Annotated in this window: 6 protein-coding genes; all 6 read left to right on the top strand. The window is 73.9% G+C overall.

The genetic code is table 11. The annotated features are described in order from the left end of the window. The first annotated feature begins 34 nt into the window (after window positions 1-34). Entirely contained in the window at window positions 35-1,570 is a 1,536-nt protein-coding gene (locus tag FKN01_RS21430; RefSeq protein ID WP_143623051.1) for an AMP-binding protein, read from the top strand. Then, a complete protein-coding gene (locus FKN01_RS21425; protein ID WP_143623049.1) occupies window positions 1,567-2,829 on the top strand; it encodes a type III PLP-dependent enzyme in 1,263 nt (420 codons plus the stop codon). Before FKN01_RS21430 ends, FKN01_RS21425 begins: the two co-directional genes overlap by 4 nt. Continuing rightward, window positions 2,826-3,326, top strand: a complete 501-nt coding sequence (locus tag FKN01_RS21420) for a cobalamin B12-binding domain-containing protein (RefSeq protein WP_143623047.1) — start codon at window positions 2,826-2,828, stop codon at window positions 3,324-3,326. The genes FKN01_RS21425 and FKN01_RS21420 overlap by 4 nt, the downstream gene beginning before the upstream one ends. Continuing rightward, entirely contained in the window at window positions 3,323-4,681 is a 1,359-nt protein-coding gene (locus FKN01_RS21415; RefSeq protein ID WP_143623045.1) for a methylaspartate mutase, read from the top strand. The genes FKN01_RS21420 and FKN01_RS21415 overlap by 4 nt, the downstream gene beginning before the upstream one ends. 110 nt (window positions 4,682-4,791) lie before the next feature. Beyond that, complete coding sequence (locus tag FKN01_RS21410; protein WP_143623043.1) at window positions 4,792-21,075, top strand: type I polyketide synthase; 16,284 nt, start codon at window positions 4,792-4,794, stop codon at window positions 21,073-21,075. A 4-nt stretch (window positions 21,076-21,079) separates the two neighbouring features. Continuing rightward, window positions 21,080-22,396: beta-ketoacyl synthase N-terminal-like domain-containing protein (locus tag FKN01_RS21405; RefSeq protein WP_313906169.1), on the top strand; the 1,317-nt coding region annotated here is incomplete at its 3' end.

The following is a 22,396-nucleotide window of genomic DNA, read 5'->3' as shown; positions in this document are numbered from 1 at the left end:
CTCGCCACCCACTCCCGAAAGCGACGTTGGAACCGTGGAGAATCCGAACACCACTAGCGCGCCGACGGCGCACGGGAACGGCGGGACGGTCCATTCCCTGCTCGACGAGGCGGTCGCGGACACCCCGGACGGACAGTGCCTGCACGACGCCGACGGCCGGGTGACGTACCGCCGGATGGCCGAACTCAGCCACGGCTTCGCCGCCTGGCTCACCGAACACGGCGCGGTACGCGGTGACCGGCTGCTCGTGCAGCTCCCCAGCCGGCGCGAACTGGTGGCCATGGTCTACGGGGCCTCGCGCGCCGGTGTGATCCTGGTGCCGCTCAACCCCGCGATGAAGGAGTACCACCTCCGGTCCGTCATCGAGGACGCCGAACCCTCCCTGATCATCGGCGCGGGCACCACCACCGAGGTGCTCGGCCGCGCCGCGTCCCTCCCCGTGCACGACCTCGCGGAGATCTGGCCGCACGTGGAGGAGGCCGCCGGGCGGCCGGCGCCCGCACCCCTGGACATCAGAGACGACGACATCGCGTTCCTCGTCTACACCTCCGGCAGCACCGCGGCGCCCAAGGCCGTGGTGTGCCCGCACGCGCAGGTCACCTTCGCCTCCCGCGCCATCCAGCGGGTTCTCGGTTACCGGCCCAACGACGTCGTCTTCTGCCGCTTCCCGATCTCCTGGGACTACGGCCTGTACAAGGTGCTGCTCGCCTGCCTGGGACGCTCCGAACTGGTACTGGACGGCGGCGAGTCCGATCTCGTACTGCTGCGGCGGATGCGCGAGACCGGCGCCACCGTGGTCCCCATCGTGCCGTCACTGGCCACGATGATCGGCACCCTCGCCGCGCGCGACACCCAGGACCCGCCGCCGGTACGGATGTTCACCAACACCGGCGCCGCGCTTCCCGACCACGCGGTCGAGGCCCTGCGCGCGGCGTTCCCCGGGGTGCGGGTGGTCCGCCAGTTCGGGCAGACCGAGTGCAAACGCGTCAGCATCATGCCGCCGGACCAGGAGCACGAGCGCCCGAGGTCGGTGGGCCTGCCGCTGCCCGGCACCACCGTCCTGATCCTGGACGCGCAGGGCCGGCCCCTGCCGGCCGGGGAGACCGGCGAGATCGTCGCCGTGGGACCGCACGTCATGCCCGGCTACTGGCGCCGCCCCGAACTCTCGGCGCGCACCTTCCGCACCGACCCGGAGACCGGGGCGCTGCGGCTGCACACCGGCGACTACGGCCGGCTCGACGAGGACGGATACCTCTACTTCGAGGGCCGCCGCGACGACATGTTCAAGCGCAAGGGCATCCGGATGAGCACGGTGGAGATCGAGGCCGCCGCCATGGACATCCCCGGCGTCCGCACCGCCACGGCGCTGCCGCCCACCGACAGCCGCGACCTGGTCATCTTCGCCGAGACCGAACTGCCGCCGCACACCGTGCTGAAGGAGCTGGCCGAGCGCCTGGAGCCGGCCAAGGTGCCCGCCCTGTGCCGGGTGCTGGCCGAGCTGCCGCTGAGCCTGCACGGGAAGAACGCCCGGCAGGTGCTGGCCGAGATGATCGACGGGGAAGGACGATGAGCCGCTACCAGGCACTGGCCGAACGCTTCGGCACCCCGCTGTACGTGTACGACCTCGACGAGGTCGACGCGGCACGGCAGCAGCTGTTCGAGGCCCTGCCCGAGGAGTTCACCCTCTTCTACGCACTCAAGGCCAACCCCCACCCGGACCTGGTCCGGGCCCTGCGGGAGGGGGAAGGCCGGCACTGCCGGCCAGAGATCAGCTCCACCGGCGAGCTGGAGGCCGCCCTCGCGGCCGGATTCCGCGGCGCGGACTGCCTCTACACCGGCCCCGGCAAGACGCCGGGTGAGCTGGACGAGGCGATCCGGCTGGGAGTCCGCGTCTTCTCCACCGACTCGGTCTCCGACGTCCGCCACGTGGCCGACGCCGCCCTGGCGCACGGCACCACCGCCGACTGCCTGCTGCGCGTCAACAGCGCGACCGCCAGCGCCACCAGCAGCATCCGGATGACCGGCACCCCCTCCCAGTTCGGCTTCGACAGCGAGACGCTGGCCGACGTCCTCCCCGAGCTGCGCGCGATCGAGGGTGTCCGCATCACCGGGATGCACTTCTTCCCGCTGAGCAACGCCAAGGACGAGGAGAGCCTCGTCGGCGAGTTCCGGCACACCATCGAGCTGGCCGCCCGCCTCCAGGACGAACTCGGCCTCCCCCTGCGCTTCCTCGACATCGGCGGCGGATTCACCGTGCCGTACGCCGTTCCAGGAGTCCGGGGCGCCTACCCCAAGCTGCGCGGCGAGCTCGCCGCCGCACTGGACACCCACTTCCCCGGGTGGCGGACCGAGGGCCCCGAGATCGCCTGCGAGTCGGGCCGCTACCTCATCGGGGCGAGCGGCACCCTGGTCGCCTCCGTCAGCAACGTCAAGATCAGCCGGGGCCGCAAGTTCGTCATCCTCGACGCGGGCATCAACACCTTCGGCGGAATGTCGGGCCTCGGCCGGCTGCTGCCGGTCGCCGTCGGGACCGACGCGGGGGAGTGCGTCGAATCCGCCAGTCTGGTGGGCCCGCTGTGCACCCCCGGTGACATCCTAGGCCGGGAGATCGACCTCCCGGCACTGGCCCCGGGCGATCTGGTGACCATCCCCAACGCCGGCGCCTACGGGCCGACCGCCAGTCTGCTGTTGTTCCTGGGCCGCCCGGCCCCCACCGAGGTGGTGGTGCGGGGCGACTCGGTGCTGTCCGTTTCGCGGATCGAGCACAGCCGCGCCTACGCGGCCGTGGACCCGATGCCCGCGCCCACCGCCGCGGGAGGGACCGAGTGAGCGCCGGCCTGACGCCCGGTGCCACGGACACCGTCAGCGCCGCGGACACCCGGCGCGGCACCGTGGTCGTCACGACCGTGGCCTCCGACTCGCACACCTGGAACCTCGTCTTCCTCCAGCTGCTCATCGAGGAGCTGGGCTACGAGGTGATCAACCTGGGCCCGTGCACCCCGGACCACGTCCTCGTGGAGGCCTGCCGGGAGACCGCCCCCGACCTGGTGGTGATCAGCAGCGTCAACGGGCACGGCCACCAGGACGGGCTCCGTGCCATCGAGGCGCTGCGCGCCTGCGACGAGCTGGCCTCGACCCCGGTGGCCATCGGCGGCAAGCTCGGTGTCGCCGGGCAGCAGAGCGAAGCGGCGATCGGCGCGCTGCTGTCCGCCGGGTTCGACGCCGTCTTCGACGACGCCTCCACCACCCTGACGGAGTTCACCCGCTTCGTCGGCGCGCTTCCGGCGGGCCCCCGCGCCCTGGGGCGTACCGAGGTCGTGGCGTGAGACCGGGCGCGCACCCGCTCCGGCGGACGGCCGAGGGCGCGCGCCCGGTGGACTTCGGAGCCTTCGTCCGAGCGAGAAGCCGCACAGGCGTCCTGGTGGTGCAGCCCCGCATGGGCTTCAGCGACCCCGTCACCATGCGCGCGGGACTGGCCGCCACCAGGGCCGCCGACGCGGCGACGGTCGGCACGATCACCCTCGACAGCTACACGAGGGTCGGAGAACTGGCGTCCGTGGAGAACGCGCTCGAAGCCGGGACCGGACTCAACGGCTATCCCATCGTCACCTATGACCGGGCCGTGACCGGGCAGGTCCTCGCGGGCATCAGGGACGACGCGTTCCCGGTCCAGGTCCGGCACGGATCGGCTGTTCCCGGGGACATCTTCGCCGCGCTGCGCGGCACCTGGATCAATGCCACCGAGGGAGGCCCGGTCTCCTACTGCCTCCCCTACGGACGCACTCCGCTGGACGAGTCGGTACGGAACTGGGTCCGCTGCACCGAGGATTTCGCGCGGCTGCGGGAATCGGGAGTGGAACCGCATCTGGAGACGTTCGGCGGCTGCATGCTCGGTCAATTGTGCCCACCGAGCCAACTGGTGGCGATGAGCGTGCTCGAAGCGCTCTTCTTCTGCCAGCACGGTATCCGCAGCGTGTCGCTCAGCTATGCCCAGCAGACCCACCCGGGACAGGACCGGGAAGCGGTCGCGGCGCTGCGGCGGCTCTGCGGCGAACTGCTTCCGACCACCAATTGGCACGTGGTCATCTACGCCTACATGGGCGTGTACCCGACCACGGACGAGGGCGCCTATCTGCTGCTCGACGAGGCGGCACGGCTCGCTGTCGCCTCCGGCTCGGAGCGCCTCATCGTGAAGACGGTGGCGGAGTCACGCCGCATCCCCACCGTCGCCGAGAACGTCGCCGCCCTGGAGGCGGCGGCCCGGACCGCGCGGACGGCGGCGCCCGAACGCCCACCCTCCACCGAGTCCGACTCACAGACGTATGCGGAGGCCAGGGCGCTGATCGAGGGCGTACTCGAACTGTCCCCGGACATCGGGCACGCCTTCGAACTCGCCTTCAGACAGGGGGCCCTTGACATCCCCTACTGCCTGCACCCGGACAACCACGGCCGGGCCCGCAGCTACATCGACGGCGACGGCCGGCTGCGGTGGGCGGGCATCGGGAGACTGCCGCTGGCCGGCCTGGTCGGCCCGGCCCGCTCCAGAGACGTGACCTCTTCGGGCCTGATCGCCGACCTTTCCTACGTACAACGGGCGTTCGACAGAAGAGCGGTGGAATCCCACGGAATCCGGGGCCGCGACCGCGCGGAAATCGCCCTGCCGGATTCCGGTTTCTCTTAGGGGGGCTCTAGGGGCTGTGCGCGGCCCCTCGCCTTCATAGCGTGACCCGCAGTGGTGCGGTTCCTTGGTGAATTCAGTCCGGCGACGGGCGACAATTGTGTGGAGTGCAGATGACTGAGTCCGGAAACTTCGTCTCTGGCACCGACGGTGTGCCGGACGGGGGCACAGAGCGGCAGGCCGCACTCGTGCGTGAGCTGGAATCCCTCCCCACCTCGGAGCAGACCCGGGTCCTGCTGGACCTGGTGCGCGAGAACACCGCGGCCGTCCTGCGGCAGACCCGGCCGGAGACCACGCAGCCCGTGGACCAGGCCCGCGCCTTCCGCGAGCTGGGGCTGGACTCCGTGGCACTGGTGGCCCTGCACGCCCGGCTGACGGCGGCCACCGGCCTCGCGCTGCCCCCTACCGTCGTCTTCGACCACCCCTCACCGGCCGCACTCGCCGCCCATCTGCGCACCGAGGCCCTGGGGCTGCCCGACCTGCCCGACCCGGTCGTCGCGCCGGGCCACGACAGCGACGATCCGATCGCGGTCGTCGGCATCGGCTGCCGCTACCCCGGTGACGTGTCGTCGCCCGACGACCTGTGGCGGCTGGTCGCCGAAGGCACCCACATCCGCGACGACTTCCCCGCCGACCGCGGCTGGGACCTCGACCGACTCTTCGACGACGACCCCGCGACCCCCGGCACCACCTATGCCCGGCACGGCGGATTCCTCTCCGGCGCCGCCGAGTTCGACGCCGAGTTCTTCTCCATCAGCCCCCGCGAAGCCCTCGCCATGGACCCGCAGCAGCGTCTGGTGCTGGAGACCGTGTGGGAGGCCCTGGAACGGGCCGGGATCGACGCCCAGACCCTGCGCTCCAGCCGGACCGGCGTCTTCGTCGCCGCGGAGCCCCAGGAATACGCGATGCGCCTGCACGAGGCACCCGACGGCCTCGACGGCTATCTGCTCAGCGGCAACGCGCCCAGCGTGGTGTCCGGCCGGGTCGCCTACACGCTCGGTCTGGAAGGCCCCGCGCTGACCGTCGACACCGCCTGCTCCGGTTCGCTGGTCGGCCTCCACCTCGCCGTCCAGTCGCTGCGGCGCGGCGAGTGCACCCTCGCCCTGGCCGGCGGGGTCGCCGTCATGGGGAGCCCCGGGGTGTTCACCGCGTTCAGCCGGCAGCGCGGTCTCGCGGCCGACGGCACGGTCAAGGCGTTCGCCGCGGCGGCGGACGGCACCGCGTTCGCCGAAGGCGCCGGCGTGTTCGTCCTGGAACGCCTCTCCGAGGCGCGCGCCAACAACCACCCGGTCCTCGCCGTCATACGCGGCACGGCCATCAACCAGGACGGCGCGTCCAACGGCCTGACCGCACCGAGCGGCCGGGCCCAGCGCCAGGTCATCCGCCAGGCACTCGCGGACGCCGGACTCACCGCCGGTGAGGTCGACGCCGTCGAGGCGCACGGCACCGGCACGACGCTCGGCGACCCCATCGAGGCCCAGGCGCTGCTCGCCACCTACGGACAGGAACGCACCACGGGACCGGCCTGGCTCGGGTCGGTGAAGTCCAACATCGGGCACACCCAGGCGGCGGCGGGCTCGGCCGGGCTGATCAAGATGATCATGGCCATGCGTCACGGTCTGCTGCCCGCCACACTGCACGTGGACGCGCCCTCGCCCAACGTCGACTGGACGGCGGGAGAGGTCCGGCTGCTGACCGAACCCGTGCCGTGGGAGCCGGGCGAGCGCCCCCGCCGGGCCGCCGTCTCCTCCTTCGGCGTCAGCGGCACCAACGCCCACATCGTCGTGGAGGAGCCGCCGGCCCGGGACGAGCAGGACGGGATCGCGGACTCCGACACCCCGGACGAGGACGGCAGACCCCTCCCGGCGGCCCTCTCCGCGAAGAGCGACGCCGCCCTGCGCGACCAGGCGCGCCGCCTGCTGACACACATCGAGAACACCCCGGGCGTCCGGCCGCTCGACCTCGCCCACTCCCTCGCGACCACCCGCTCCGCGCTTCCCCACCGTGCCGTGGTGCTCGCCGGGGACCGCGCGGGCCTCCTCGACGGACTGCGCGCCGTGGCGGACGGCCGCGACACCCCCGAAGTGACCACCTCGGTCGCCACCAGCGGCTCCACGGCCTTCCTCTTCACCGGCCAGGGCAGCCAGCGCCTGGCCATGGGGCGCCGCCTGTACGACGCCTACCCCGTCTACGCCAAGGCCCTCGACAACGCCATCGGCTATCTCGACCTCCAGCTCGACCGCTCCCTGTGGGACGTCCTGTTCGCCGACGAGGACACCCCCGAGGCGGCCCTGCTGGACCGGACCATGTACGCCCAGGCGGCGCTCTTCGCCGTCGAGGTCGCCCTGTTCAGGCTCCTGGAGTCCTGGGGCGTCCGGCCCGACTACGTGGCCGGGCACTCCATCGGTGAGCTGACCGCCGCCCATGTCGCCGGAGTGCTCTCGCTCGACGACGCCGCCACCCTCGTCGCCGCACGCGGCCGGCTGATGCAGGCCCTGCCCGAGGGCGGCGCCATGATCGCCGTGGAGGCCGCCGAGGAGACGGTGGCGCCGCTCCTCACGGACTGCCGCGACACCGTCTCCATCGCCGCGGTCAACGGCCCCCGCTCGGTCGTCCTGTCCGGTGACGAGGGCACCGTCACCGCCCTCGCCGGCCGGCTGGAGGCCGACGGCCACCGCACCAAGCGGCTCCGGGTCAGCCACGCGTTCCACTCCCCGCTCATGGCGCCGATGCTCGACGAGTTCCGGCAGGTCGCCCGGATCCTCTCCTACCGCGCGCCGAAGCTCCCCGTGGTCTCCGCCCTCACCGGCCGGCTCGCCACCGCCGCCGAACTCACCGACCCCGAGCACTGGGTGCGGCACATCTGCGCCCCCGTACGCTTCCACGACGCCCTCACCTCGCTCACCGAACGGGACGTCGCCACCTTCCTCGAACTCGGCCCCGACCCGGTGCTCTGCGCCATGGGCCGCGCCGGTGCCGGCCCGTCCGCCGTCTTCACCCCGCTCCTGCGGCGCGGGCACGACGAACCGCGGCAGGTGCTCGGCGCCCTGGCCGTCGCCCACACCCGCGGCACCCGCGTCGACTGGCACGCCTTCTTCGCCGGGACCGGCGCCCGCCGCGTCGACCTGCCCACCTACGCCTTCCAGCGCGAGCGGTACTGGCTGAGCGCCCCCGGCGCCGCCCAGGACGCGACCGCCCTCGGCCAGATGGCCGCCGACCACCCCCTGCTGGGCGCGGTGGTCGGGCTCGCGGACACCGGCGGCGCCGTCCTCACCGGACGGGTCTCCCTGCGCTCGCACCCCTGGCTCGCCGACCACGTGATCGACGGCCACGTCCTGCTGCCCGGCACCGCGTTCGTCGACCTCGCGGTCCGGGCCGGGGAACAGACCGGCTGCGAACACCTCGACGAGCTCGTCATGGCGGCCCCGCTCACCCTGCCCGCCACGGGCGGCGTGGCCCTCCAGATCGTCGTGGACGCCCCCGACCCCGCCGGGCTGCGCGCCCTCACCTTCTACTCCCGCGACGAGGACGCCCCCGCCGACGCCCCCTGGCTCCGTCACGCCACCGGCCGCCTCGCCCCCCGGGGCCCCGCCGGGCAGCCGGCCGAGGACTTCGCGGCGGGCACCTGGCCGCCCCCCGGCGCCGAGCCCGTCGACATCACCGGCCTCTACGGGGACCTGGCCGCGCAGGGCTACGGATACGGACCCGCCTTCCACGGGCTGCGAGCCGTCTGGAGGACCGGACCGGACCAGGTGTGCGCGGAGGTCCGGCTGCCCGACACGGCCGGGGACCCCGCCTCCGCCTACGGGCTCCACCCCGCGCTCCTCGACGCGGTCCTGCACGCCACCGACTTCGCCGCGGCACCCACCGGCACCCCGGACGGCCGCGTCCTGCTGCCCTTCGCCTGGACCGGGGTCACCCTGCACGCCGCCGGTGCCACCACGCTGCGGGCCCGCGTCACCGCGACCGGCACCGACGAGGTCGCCATCGAGCTGGCCGATGCCGACGGCGCCCCGGTGGCCTCCGTCGGCTCGTTCCTCGTACGGCCCGTCGCCACCGGCCAACTGGCCGCCACCGCCCACCCCGACGCGCTCCACCACATCCGGTGGACCCCGCTGCCGGCCCCCGCCGCCACCGAGCCGGACCCCGAAGCCCGCCTCCACATCTGCCCGGAACCCTCGGGGTCCGACATCGCGGCCGAAGTCCGTACCGTCCTCGGCACCACGCTCACGGCCGTACGGGAGTGGCTTGCCGACGAGCGCTCCGCCACAGCCCGGCTCACCGTCCTCACCAGGGGGGCCGTCGCCGCCACCGAGGGCGAGCCGGCCGCACTGGCCCAGGCGCCCGTCTGGGGCCTGGTGCGCTCGGCCCAGGCCGAACACCCCGGCCGGCTGCTCCTGCTCGACACCGACGGCTCCCTCGGCACGGACGAACTGCTGCGCCTCACGGCCGGTACGGACGAGCCCGAAATCGCCCTGCGTGACGGCCGGTTGTACGTACCTCGGCTGACCCGGACCACACAGGCACCGGACCCCGCCGGCCCCTGGCGCACCGACGGCACCGTCCTGATCACCGGCGGCACCGGCGGTGTCGGCGCCACGGTCGCCCGGCACCTGGTCGCCGCGCACGGGGTACGCGGACTGCTGCTCACCGGCCGCCGGGGCGCGGACGCCCCGGGCGCCGAGGAGCTCCGGGCCGAGCTGACCGCGCTGGGTGCCGAGGTCGTGATCGCCGCCTGCGACGCCGCCGACCGCGACGCGATGGCCGGCGCCCTGGCCGCCGTACCGGAAGGGCTGCCGCTGAGCGCCGTGGTGCACGCGGCGGGGGTGCTGGACGACGCCCTGGTCGACTCCCTCGACGACGCCCGCCTGGACACCGTCCTGCGGCCCAAGGCCGACGGGGCCTGGAACCTCCACGAACTCACCCGCGACAGCGACCTGTCGGCGTTCGTCCTGTTCTCCTCCACCGCCACCGTCCTGGACGGCGCGGGCCAGGGCAACTACGCCGCCGCCAACGTCTTCCTCGACGCGCTGGCCACCCACCGCGCCGCCCTCGGACTTCCCGCGACCTCGCTGGCCTGGGGGCTGTGGACCGGCACCGGCGGCATGGGCGAAGGCCTCGACGAAGCCGCGCTGCGGCGCATCGAACGCCTCGGCCTCCAGCCCCTGTCCGTCGCGGAGAACCTCGCGCTGCTCGACCGTGCGACCGCCACCCCGGGCCACCCGGCCGTCCTGCCCGTACGGCTGAACCTGCGCACGCTCAACGCCCGCGCCGGTGACGTCCCGCCGCTGCTCCGCGGCCTGGTCCGCGCACCGCGCCGCGCGGTGGGAGGCGGCGGGGTCAGCGTCGAGCGGTCCCTCGCGCGCAGCCTGGCCGGTCTGACCCGGGCGCAGCGCGGCGAGGCCCTCCTCGATCTGGTCCGTACGCAGGTGGCCGCGGTCCTCGGACACGACGGACCCGAGCGGGTCGTCACCACGCGGGCCTTCAACGAGATGGGCTTCGACTCCCTGGCTGCCGTCGAACTCCGCAACCGCCTCGGCTCCGCCACGGGCCTGCCCCTGACGGCCACCCTCGTCTTCGACTACCCCTCGCCCGGTGCCCTCGCCGACCACCTGGCCTCCCGGCTCGGCGGCGACGCGGAACGGCAGACCGCCCTGCCCGCCCGGGCCACCGCCGCCGTCTCCGACGACCCCATCGCCATCGTCTCCATGGCCTGCCGCTACCCCGGCGGGGTGACCTCGCCCGAGGAGCTGTGGCAGCTCGTGGCGGAGGGACGCGATGTCGTCTCGGCCTTCCCCACCGACCGCGGCTGGGCCGCCGACATCCACGACACCGTCCCCGGCACACCCGGCAAGAGCCTCACCGACCAGGGCGGCTTCCTCTACGACGCGGCCGGCTTCGACGCCGAGTTCTTCGGCATCAGCCCCCGCGAGGCGCAGGCCATGGACCCCCAGCAGCGACTGCTGCTGGAGATCGCCTGGGAGACCGTCGAACGCGCGGGCATCGACCCGCACACCCTGCGCGGCAGCGACACCGGTGTCTTCGCCGGTGTGATGTACCACGACTGGGGACTGCGGCTCGGCCCGCTGCCCGAGCACGTGGCCGGCTACCACGGCAACGGCAGCCTCGCCAGCGTGGTGTCCGGACGGGTCGCCTACACCCTGGGCGTCGAAGGCCCCGCCGTCACCGTCGACACCGCCTGCTCGTCCTCCCTCGTCGCCCTGCACTGGGCCGCCGAGGCCCTGCGCCGCGGCGATTGCGGCCTAGCCCTCGCGGGCGGCGTCACCGTCATGTCCACCCCCGACACGTTCGTCGACATGAGCCGGCAGCGCGGCCTGGCCGCGGACGGGCGGTGCAAGTCGTTCGGCAGCGGCGCCGACGGCACCGGCTGGGGCGAGGGCGTCGGCATGCTCCTGCTGGAGCGGCTCTCCGACGCCGAGCGCAACGGCCACCGCGTCCTCGGCATCGTCCGCGGCTCGGCGGTGAACTCCGACGGGGCCTCCAACGGCCTCACCGCACCCAACGGACCGGCCCAGCAGCGCGTCATCCGCCGCGCCCTGAGCGTCGCCGGCCTGACCCCGGCCGAGGTCGACGCCGTCGAGGGCCATGGCACCGGCACCGTCCTCGGCGACCCGATCGAGGCCCAGGCGCTGCTGGCGACCTACGGCCAGGAGCGCCCGGCGGACGGCACCCCCCTGCTGCTCGGCTCCATCAAGTCCAACATGGGCCACACCCAGGCCGCGGCCGGTGTGGCGGGCATCATCAAGATGGTGCAGGCCATGCGGCACGGCACCCTGCCCGCGACCCTGCACGCCGACGAGCCGTCGCCGCAGGTGGACTGGGAGTCCGGCGCCGTCGCCCTGCTGACCGCACCCGCCACCTGGCCCGCGCACGGCCGGCCGCGTCGCGCCGGGGTGTCGTCCTTCGGCATCAGCGGCACCAACGCCCACGTGATCATCGAGGAGCCCCCCGCCGGCGCCACCACGCCGGACGAGCCCGAGCCGGCCGCGTCCGCCCATGACCTGATCACCTGGCCGCTCTCGGCGAGGACCCCGGAGGCGCTGAACGCCCAGGCGACGCGGCTGCTCGACCACCTCGCGTCCGTCCCCGACGACGCCCTCGCCGCGACCGGCCACGCCCTCGCGACGACCCGCGCCGCCCTGGACCACCGGGCCGTGGCGCTCGGTGCCGACCGCGGTGAACTCGCCGCGTCCCTGGAGGCGCTGGCCTCCGGAGCCGGACCGGTCCGGGACGCGGTCAGTGAGGGCAAGGTCGCCTTCCTCTTCACCGGGCAGGGCGCGCAGCGCCTCGGGATGGGCCGTGAACTGTACGAGTCGTACCCGGAGTTCGCGGAGGCGTTCGACGCCGTCGTGGCGGAGCTGGACGTCCGGCTGGGGCGTTCCCTGCGCGAGGTGGTGTGGGGTGAGGACGCCGGTCTGCTGAACGGGACGATGTTCGCCCAGGCCGGGCTGTTCGCGGTCGAGACGGCGTTGTTCCGGCTGCTGGAGTCCTGGGGCGTCCGCCCGGACTTCCTGGTGGGCCACTCCGTCGGTGAGATCGCCGCCGCCCATGTGTCCGGTGCCCTGTCCCTCGCCGACGCGGCCGAACTCGTCGTCGCACGCGGCCGGCTGATGCAGGCCCTGCCGTCCGGCGGGTCGATGGTGGCGGTGGAGGCGACGGAGGCGGAGGTCCTTCCGCTGCTGAACGCCGAGGTGGGTGTCGCCGCGGTGAACGGCCCCCGTGCCGTGGTCGTCTCGGGCACGGAGGCGGCGGTCCGCGCCCTCGTGGCGCCGTTCGCGGAACAGGGCCGCAGGACGAGCACGCTCCGGGTGTCGCACGCCTTCCACTCGCCTCTGATGGAGCCGATGCTGGCCGAGTTCGGCACCGTGGTGGCCGGGCTGTCGACCGGGGCGGCGTCGATTCCCGTGGTGTCGGCCGTCTCCGGGGACCTGGCGCCGCAATGGGGCGCGGGGGACTACTGGGTGCGGCACGTCCGTGAAGCGGTGCGTTTCGCCGACGCGATCCGATTCCTCGAGGCCCGCGGCGTCACCTCGTACATCGAGATCGGCCCGGACGCCGTGCTCAGCGGCATGGCGCAGGACTGCGTCCAGGACCCGGACCAGACGGCCTTCATCCCCGCGCTGCGACGGAACCGGCCCGAGGCCCGCGAAGTCCTGACCGCCGCGGGCCGGGCCCACACGCGCGGGATCACCGTCGACCGGAACCTCTTCTTCGGTCCCCGCGGCACCGGCCCGGGCCCGGACCTGCCCACCTACGCCTTCCAGCACCGGCGCTACTGGCTCGACGCGGCCGCCGCCCCCGGCGACCTCGACGCGGCCGGTCTGGAAGCGGTCGCCCACCCCCTGCTGAGCGCCGCCGTGGCGACGCCGGACGACGGAGGCGTCGTCCTCACCGGACGGCTCGCCACCGGCACCCAGCCGTGGCTCGCCGACCACGGCGTGCTGGGCAGCGTGCTGCTGCCGGGCACCGGTTTCGTCGAGCTGGCTGTCCGGGCGGGCGACCACGTCGGCTGCGGCCGGATCGAGGAACTGCTCCTCGAAGCCCCGCTGACCTTGCCCGCCCGGGGCGGCGTCGCCCTGCGCGTCGTCGTCGGCGCCGCGGACCCCTCCGGGGCCCGTACGGTCGGCATCCACTCCCGCGCTTCCTCGGACCCCGACGCCCCCTGGACCCGGCACGCCCACGGCACCTTGACCCGCGAAGCGCCCGAAGCCGCCTTCGACCTCACCCAGTGGCCGCCGGCCGGCGCCGCCCCGGTCGACGTCGAGTCCGCCTACGACCGGCTGAGCGAGCGCGGCTACGCCTACGGCCCCGCCTTCCGGGGCCTGCGCGCGGCGTGGCGGCGCGGCGACGACGTGTTCGCCGAGGTCGCGCTCGACGGCCCCGCCCGCGACGAGGCGGCGGACTTCGGCCTGCACCCCGCCCTCCTCGACGCGGCCATGCACGCCGACCTGCTGACGGACCCGTCCGGCGACGCGGCCACCCTGCTGCCCTTCTCCTGGAACGGCGTCACCCTGCACGCCGCCGGGACCCCCTCGCTCCGCGTCCACATCCAGCGGATACGCGGCGACGAGGTGTCAGCCATCATGGTCGCCGACGAGTCCGGCGCACCGGTGGCCACCGTCGAATCGCTCGTCTCCCGCCCCGTCTCGCCCCAGCAGCTGGCGGCAGCCTCCGGCGCGCCGTCCCCGGCTCTCCACCGGATCGTCTGGCAGCGGGCGGAGCCGGTCGCCGAAGATCTCGGCCGCACCGCCGCGTACAGCGTCCTGCACTGCCCGGCGGCACCCGACGGCCAGGACGTCCCGGACGCCGTACGCACCCTCACCCGCCACGTGCTCGGTGAGATACGCGACCGGCTCGCCGGCCCCGAAGCGGGCACCGCACCCCTCGTCGTCGTCACCCGGCGCGCCGTGCCCGTGCGCCCCGGCGAGGACGTGGACCCGGTCCAGGCCCCGGTGTGGGGACTGGTCCGCGCCGCGCAGGCGGAGAACCCCGGCCGGTTCCACCTCCTGGACACCGAGGACGAGGCCGGCGCGACGGAGTCCGCCCTCGCCGCCGTGATCGCGTCCGGCGAACCCGAATCCGCGGTGCGCGGCGGTGAGTCGTGGATACCGCGCCTGGTACGCGCCACCGAACCGGAGACCGTACGGCCCGCCCCCTGGGACACCGACGGCACGGTGCTGGTCACCGGAGGCACCAGCGGCCTCGGCGCACTCGTCGCCCGCCGTCTCGTCACCGAGCACGGCGTGCGCCACCTCCTCCTGGCCGGCCGGCGCGGCATGGACACGCCCGGTGCCGAGGCACTGGCCACCGAACTGACGGGCCTCGGCGCCCAGGTCCGGATCGCCGCCTGCGACGTGGCCGACCGCGAAGCCCTGGCCGCCCTGCTCGCCGGGATCGATGCCGGACACCCGCTGCGCGGCGTCGTCCACGCGGCGGCGGTCGCGGACGGCGGTCTGGTCGGCAGCCTCACCCCCGAACGCTTCGACGCCGTCCTTAGGCCCAAGGCCGAGGGAGCCTGGCACCTCCACGAACTGACCAGGGACGCCGGTCTCACCGCGTTCGTCATGTTCTCCTCGGCCGGCGGCCTCGTCCTCGCCGCGGGCCAGGCCGACTACGCGGCGGCCAACGTCTTCCTGGACGCGCTCGCCACCCACCGCCGGGCGGCAGGGCTCCCCGCGACATCGGTCGCCTTCGGGATGTGGGACGTCAGCACCGGGCTCGGCGGCGACCTCACCGAAGCCGACCTGGAGCGGATGCGCCGCCTGGGCCTGCCGGCTCTCGACGCGGACCGGGGCCTGGAGCTCTTCGACGCCGCTCTGGTCACCGAGGACGCCGTCACCGTTCCCCTCACCGTCGACCCGGCCGCGCTCGCCGCCCGCAGCGACGAACTGCCCGCCCTGCTGCGGGGCCGCGGCCGTGCTCGTGCCCGCCGTACCGTCCGGGCGGCGGCCACCGCCGCCTCCGCCCTGGACCGCCGGCTGGCCGGTGCGACGACCCCGGACGAGCGGGCCCGCATCCTGCTCGACGCGGTCCGCACCCAGGTGGCCTCCGTCCTCGGCCAGCCCTCCGCCGAGGCCGTCGGACCCGACACCGCCTTCCGGGACCAGGGATTCGACTCCCTGGCCGCGGTGGAGCTGCGCAACCTGCTCGCCGGTTCCACCGGGCTGCGACTGCCCGCGACCCTGGTCTTCGACTACCCCAACTCCCGCGCGGTGGCGGGGTATCTCGACACCCTGCTCACCGGCACGACCACCACGGCGGCCCCCGTCGCCGCCCCGCGCGCCGCCCTGGACGACGACCCGATCGCGGTGGTGGCGATCAGCTGCCGCTTCCCCGGAGGCGTGCGCTCCCCGGAGGACCTGTGGGACCTCGTCGCCGACGGCGTCGACGCCATCGGGGACTTCCCCGCCGACCGAGGCTGGGACGCGGACGCCCTCTACGACCCCGAGCCCGGAACCCCCGGCCGCACCTATGTGCGCGAGGGCGGGTTCCTCTACGACGCGGCGGAGTTCGATCCCGAGTTCTTCGGCATCATGCCCCGCGAGGCCCTGGCGATGGACCCGCAGCAGCGGCTGCTGCTCCAGGCGGCCTGGGAGACCTTCGAACGGGCCGGCATCGACCCGGAGACGCTGCGCGGCAGCCAGACGGGCGTGTACGCCGGTGTGATGTACCACGAGTACGGCAGCCGGGTCACCGAGGTCCCCGACGACCTGGCCGGATACCTCGGCAACGGCAGCGCGGGCAGCATCGCCTCCGGCCGTGTGGCCTACGCGCTGGGCCTCGAAGGGCCCGCCGTCACGGTCGACACCGCGTGCTCCTCCTCCCTGGTCGGCCTCCACATGGCCTGCCAGGCGCTGCGTACCGGCGAGATCGACCTCGCGCTGGCGGGTGGCGTCACCGTCATGCCGACCCCGGAGATCTTCGTGGACTTCAGCCGGCAGCGCGGACTGGCGGCCGACGGACGCTCCAAGGCGTTCGCGGGCGCGGCGGACGGCACGAGCTGGGCCGAAGGCGTCGGCCTCCTGCTGGTGGAGCGCCTCTCCGACGCCCGCCGCAACGGGCACCCCGTCCTCGCCCTGGTCCGGGGCAGCGCCATCAACCAGGACGGCGCCTCCAACGGACTGACCGCCCCGAACGGCCCGTCCCAGCAGCGGGTCATCCACAAGGCCCTGTCGGCCGCGGGCCTCGCCCCGGCCGATGTGGACGCCGTGGAGGGCCACGGGACCGGCACCCGGCTGGGCGACCCGATCGAGGCGCAGGCCCTGCTGGCCGCGTACGGCCAGGGCCGCCCCGACGACCGCCCGCTCTGGCTCGGCTCCGTCAAGTCGAACATCGGGCACGCCCAGGCCGCCGCCGGTGTCAGTGGCGTCATCAAGATGGTGATGGCGCTGCGCAACGGGCTGCTTCCGCGCACCCTGCACGTCGACGAGCCGTCGCCGCAGGTGGACTGGGAGGCCGGCGGCGTACGGCTGCTGACCGAGCCGGTCGCCTGGGAGGCGCAGGACCGGCCCCGGCGCGCGGGGATCTCCTCCTTCGGGCTCAGCGGTACGAACGCGCACGTGATCATCGAGGAGGCGCCGGCGGTGGAGGACGGTGAACCGGACGGCCTCGTCGCCGCCCCGCCGCCCGTCGTGCCGCTGCCGCTGTCCGCGCGGAGTGCGGTGGCGCTCAGAAACCAGGCGGCCCGTCTCCTCGCCCACGTCGAGGCACACCCCGACGAGTCGCCGATGGATCTCGGCTTCTCGCTCGCGACGACGCGCGCGGTGCTGGACCACCGCGCGGTGGTGCTGGCCGCGGACCGCGAGACGGCGACGCGCGCGCTGGCCGACCTGGCGGCGGGCCGGGAAAGCGCGGACGCCGTCACGTCGGCGCGCTCCTCCTCCGCCGAGGGCCTGACCGCGTTCCTGTTCACCGGGCAGGGCGCGCAGCGGCTGGGGATGGGACGGGAGCTGTACGAGACGTTCCCGGTGTTCGCCGAGGCGTTCGACGCGGCGGTCACCGAGCTGGACGCCCGGCTGGGCCGTTCCCTGCGCGAGGTGGTGTGGGGCCGGGACACGGATCTGCTGAACGGCACGATGTTCGCCCAGGCGGCGCTGTTCGCGGTCGAGACCGCGCTGTTCCGCCTCGTGGAGTCGTGGGGCGTACGGGCCGACGTGGTCGCGGGGCACTCGATCGGTGAGATCGCCGCCGCGCACGTGGCAGGCGTGCTGTCGCTGACGGACGCCGCCGCACTCGTCGCCGCACGCGGCCGGCTGATGCAGGAGCTTCCCGCCGGCGGCGTGATGGTGGCGGTGGCGGCGACGGAGGCGGAGGTGCTTCCGCTGCTGAGCGACGAGGTGGGGCTGGCGGCGGTGAACGGCCCCTCGGCGGTCGTGGTGTCGGGGGCGGAGCGGGCGACGCTGGCGGTCGCCGGGCACTTCGGGGCGCTGGGGCGCCGGACGAAGCGGCTGGCCGTGTCGCACGCCTTCCACTCGCCGCTCATGGAACCCATGCTCGACGCCTTCCGCGAAGTCGCCGAGACACTCTCGTACACCGCGCCCTCGATACGCGTCGTGTCCCATGTGACGGGAACCGAGGCGACCGCGGAGCAGCTGACCTCGCCCGACTACTGGGTACGCCATGTCCGTGAGGCCGTACGGTTCGCCGACGGTGTCGCCCACCTCGCGGACCAGGGCGTGACCCGCTTCGTGGAACTCGGCCCCGACGCGGTGCTCTGCGCACTCACCGAGGCCGTCGCACCCGACACGTCCGAGACCCTGGCCGTGCCCGTCCTGCGCAAGGGCCGGCCCGAGGTCTCCACCCTTCTCGCCGCCCTCGCCCGGCTGCACGTCGCCGGGCCCCGCGTCGGCTGGGACCGCCTCCTCGACGGTCGCGGCGCGCGCAGGGTCGAGCTGCCCACGTACGCCTTCGGCAGGACCAGGTACTGGCTGGACGCCCCCGAACAGATCGGCGGCGATGTGACGGGCCTCGGACAGACCGCGGCCGCGCATCCGCTGCTCAGCGCCGTGGTCGCCTCCCCGGAGGCCGGCGGCGTCGTGCTCACCGGGCGCCTTTCCGTCCGCACCCACCCCTGGCTCGCCGACCACGACGTCCTCGGGACCGTGCTGCTGCCCGGCACCGGCTACATCGAACTGGCCATCCGGGCCGGTGAAGAGGTCGGCTGCGAGGTGGTGGAGGAACTCACCATCGAGGCACTCATGCCGCTCCCGCCGCACGGCGGACTCGCCGTCCAGGTCGTCGTCGACGCCCCGGACGCGGGCGGGCGCTGCTCACTCGCCGTCTACTCCCGGCGCGACGACGCCCCGGCCGGCGCTCCCTGGAGCAAGCACGCCAGCGGCGTACTCGCCCCGGGGGCCGGACAGGCGGCCCCCGCCGGCACCTTCGCCCCCGCCCCGGCCGACTGGCCGCCCACGGGTGCGACCGAGGTCGACATCTCCGGCGTGTACGACTACCTCACCGGCCAGGGTTACGGCTACGGACCCATGTTCAGGGGCCTGCGCGGCATCTGGTCCCGGGGCAAGGAGACGTTCGCCGAGGTCTCCCTGCCGGAGGACTCCCTGGACGTCGGGAAGGAATTCCGGCTTCACCCTTCCATCCTCGACGCGGCGCTGAGCGCCACCGACTTCATGGACGGCCGACGCCCCCAGGACGTCGGCGGCACCCAGCTGCCGTTCGCCTGGTCCGGCGTCACCCTGCACGCCGCCGGCTCCTCACGCCTGCGGGTGCGTATCACCGCCGTCGAATCCCACCGGTCGCAAGGGTCCGACGCGGTACGGCTCGAACTCACCGACCCCACGGGCACCCCGGTCGCCACGATCGAATCGCTCGTGGTCCGTCCCGTCACCGCGGCCAAGGTCAACGCGGCGGCAGCGGCGGGCGGCGGCGAACACGAGGCCGTCTTCCAGCTGGTCACCCAGCAACTGCCCCTCGGCGCGGCCGTCGCCTCGGCCACGGACCGCTGGGCCGTGCTCGGCGGCACCCCCGCCGCCTTCCCCGGCACCGCCTACAGCGACCTGTCCGCACTCGGCGCCGCGCTGACGGACGGGGCCCCGGCTCCCGACGTCGTCCTGCTGCCCGTACCGGAGGCCACGGACCACGACGACGTCCCGGCGGCCGTCCGTGCCGTCACCGGCCAGGTCCTCGACACGCTCCAGTCCTGGCTGGCGGACGAGCGGTACGCCCGCTCCCGCCTCATGGTCGTCACCCGTGGCGCCCTTCCCGCGGAGGAGGGCGACATCGCGGTCGACCTCGTCCAGGCACCGGTCTGGGGGCTGCTGCGGGCAGCCCAGGAGGAGTACCCCGGCCGCCTCGTCCTCGTCGACACCGACGGCGGCGACAAGGCCCGCGAGTCGCTGTCCGCCGTGGCCGCGTCCGGGGAACCCGAGGCGGTCCTGCGCGGCGCCGAGGTCCGCGTACCCCGGCTGGCCAGGGTCCCGGCGAAGACACCCGCCGCGGCCCTGCCCTGGGACGCCGAGGGAACCGTGCTGATCACCGGAGGCACCAGCGGCCTCGGCGCCGTCGTCGCCCGCCACCTGGTCGAACGGCACGGCGTGCGCCATCTCCTGCTCGCCGGACGCCGAGGCCAGGACGCGCCCGGCGCCACCGAACTCCGTGACGCTCTGCACGGCCTCGGTGCCCGCGTCACCCTCGCGGCCTGCGACACGTCCGACCGTGCGGCGGTCGACGCCATGCTGACCGCCGTACCGGCCGCACATCCGCTGACGGCGGTGGTCCACGCGGCAGCGGTCATGGACAACGCCCTGCTGGCCGCCCTCACCCCGGCACAGGTCGACACCGTGATGCGGCCCAAGGTGGACGCGGCCTGGAACCTGCACGAGGCGACACGCGAACTGGACCTGAAGGCGTTCATCCTCTTCTCCTCCTGCGCCGGACTCGTCGTCGGCATCGGGCAGGGCAACTACGCCGCCGCCAACCGCTTCCTGGACGCCCTGGCCACCCATCGACGGGCATCCGGACTCCCGGCGACCTCCCTGGCGTTCGGCCTGTGGGAGACGAAGACCGGGCTCGGCGGCGGCGTCACCCACGCCGATCTGCGGCGCATGCGCACCATGGGCATGCCGGCCCTGCCGACCACCGAAGGGCTCGCCCTCCTCGACGAAGCCCTGGAAATCGACCGGCCGGTACTCGTACCGCTCCGGGTGGAACGCGACCGCCAGGCCGCGACCGAGCCGCCACACCTGCTGAAGGACGTGCTCGGCGCACCGGAACGGCCCGCCGCCCGCAAGGAGGTACGGGCACCCGCCGTCACCGCGGTGGCCGCGCCCGCCGCCGAACTCACCCTGGAACAGCGGCTGTCCGGCATGAGGGCGGCCGAACGCCGCCGCACGGTGCTCGACGTCGTACGCGAACAGGTCGCCGGAGTCAGCCACAGCGACTCCAGCACCATCGACGTCTCCAAGGGCTTCACGGAGCTCGGCCTCGACTCGCTCGCCGCCATCGATCTCCGCAACCGGCTCCAGAAGGCCACCGGCCTCCGACTGCCGGCCACCCTCATGTTCGACTACCCCAGCCCGTCGGTGCTGGCCGACTTCATCCTGGACGAACTTCCGCCGGGACCGGACGAGAACACCCCCGACGAGCCCGCCGACGCCGCACCCGCGCCGAACGACGCGTCCATCCGGCAGGCCCTCGCGGACATCCCGGTCGACGCACTGAGGAGCTCCGGCCTGCTGGACGCGCTCCTCGACCTGGCGGCCCGACCCGCGACACCCGCACCCACCACCGACTCCGGCACGCGCGCCCCGCACGACGAGACCGCACAGGCCGGCGAAGCGATCAGGACCATGGACGTCGACGACCTGGTGCGCGCAGCGCTCGCGTCCGCCGACCCGACCCGGAACCCGAGCGAGGGCTGAGGACATCATGGAAGCATCTGTAGAGCAGCTGGTCGCGGCCCTCCGCACGACCATGGTCGAGAACGAACGTCTCCGCGCGGCCAACGACCGTCTCACCGCCGACGCCACCGAGCCGATTGCGATCGTGGGTATGGCGTGTCGTTATCCGGGTGGGGTGGGTTCTCCGGATGAGTTGTGGGATCTGGTGGTGGAGGGCCGGGACGGTGTGTCGGGGTTTCCGGTGGACCGTGGGTGGGACGTGGAGAAGATCTACGATCCGGAGCCGGGGAAGCCGGATCGTACGGTGACGCGTGAGGGTGGGTTTCTGTACGACGCGGCTGATTTTGATGCCGGGGTGTTCGGGATCTCGCCGCGTGAGGCGTTGGGGATGGACCCGCAGCAGCGGTTGTTGCTGGAGGCGTCCTGGGAGGCGGTGGAGAGTGCGGGGATCGATCCCCTCTCCCTGAAGGGCAGCCGTACCGGCGTCTTCGCCGGCGTCATGTACCACGACTACGGGCCGGGCACGAGCGACGGCAGCCTGGTCACCGGCCGGGTGGCCTTCACCCTGGGCCTTGAAGGCCCCGCGGTCACCGTCGACACCGCCTGCTCCTCCTCTCTCGTCGCCCTCCACTGGGCCGGCCAGGCGCTGCGCCGGGGCGACTGCTCGATGGCGCTGGTGGGCGGCGTGACGGTGATGACGACGCCGGACATGTTCCTCTACTTCAGCCATCAGCGGGGCATGGCGGCGGACGGCCGCTGCAAGTCCTTCTCGGCCGACGCGGACGGCACCGGCTGCTCGGAGGGCGTCGGGGTCCTCGTGGTGGAACGGCTCTCGGACGCCCGCCGAAACGGTCACCCGGTCCTTGCGGTGATCCGGGGCAGCGCCATCAACCAGGACGGCGCCTCCAGCGGGATGACCACCCCCAACGGTCCCTCGCAGCAGCGCGTGATCCGGGCGGCGCTGGAGAACGCCGGGCTCACGACCACGGACGTTGACCTGGTGGAGGCGCACGGCACGGGCACCCGACTGGGCGACCCGATCGAGGCACAGGCACTTCTGGCGACGTACGGCAAGGGTCGTCCGGAGGGCGACCCGATCTGGCTGGGTTCGCTGAAGTCGAACCTGGGCCACACCCAGGCCGCGGCCGGTGTCGGTGGCGTGATCAAGGCCGTGCAGGCCATCCGGCACGGAATACTTCCGAAGTCCCTCCACTCGGAGACGCGTTCGCCGCACGTCGACTGGGATGCGGGTGCGGTGGAGCTGCTGACGGAGTCGCGGGCGTGGCCGGTGCGGGATCGTCCGCGGCGTGCGGGTGTGTCGTCGTTCGGTCTGAGTGGGACG

Origin of the sequence: Streptomyces sp. 130 (genome assembly GCF_007096885.1) — a bacterium.
Classification (GTDB): Bacteria; Actinomycetota; Actinomycetes; order Streptomycetales; family Streptomycetaceae; genus Streptomyces.
This window is presented reverse-complemented; position numbering and strand designations above follow the sequence as displayed.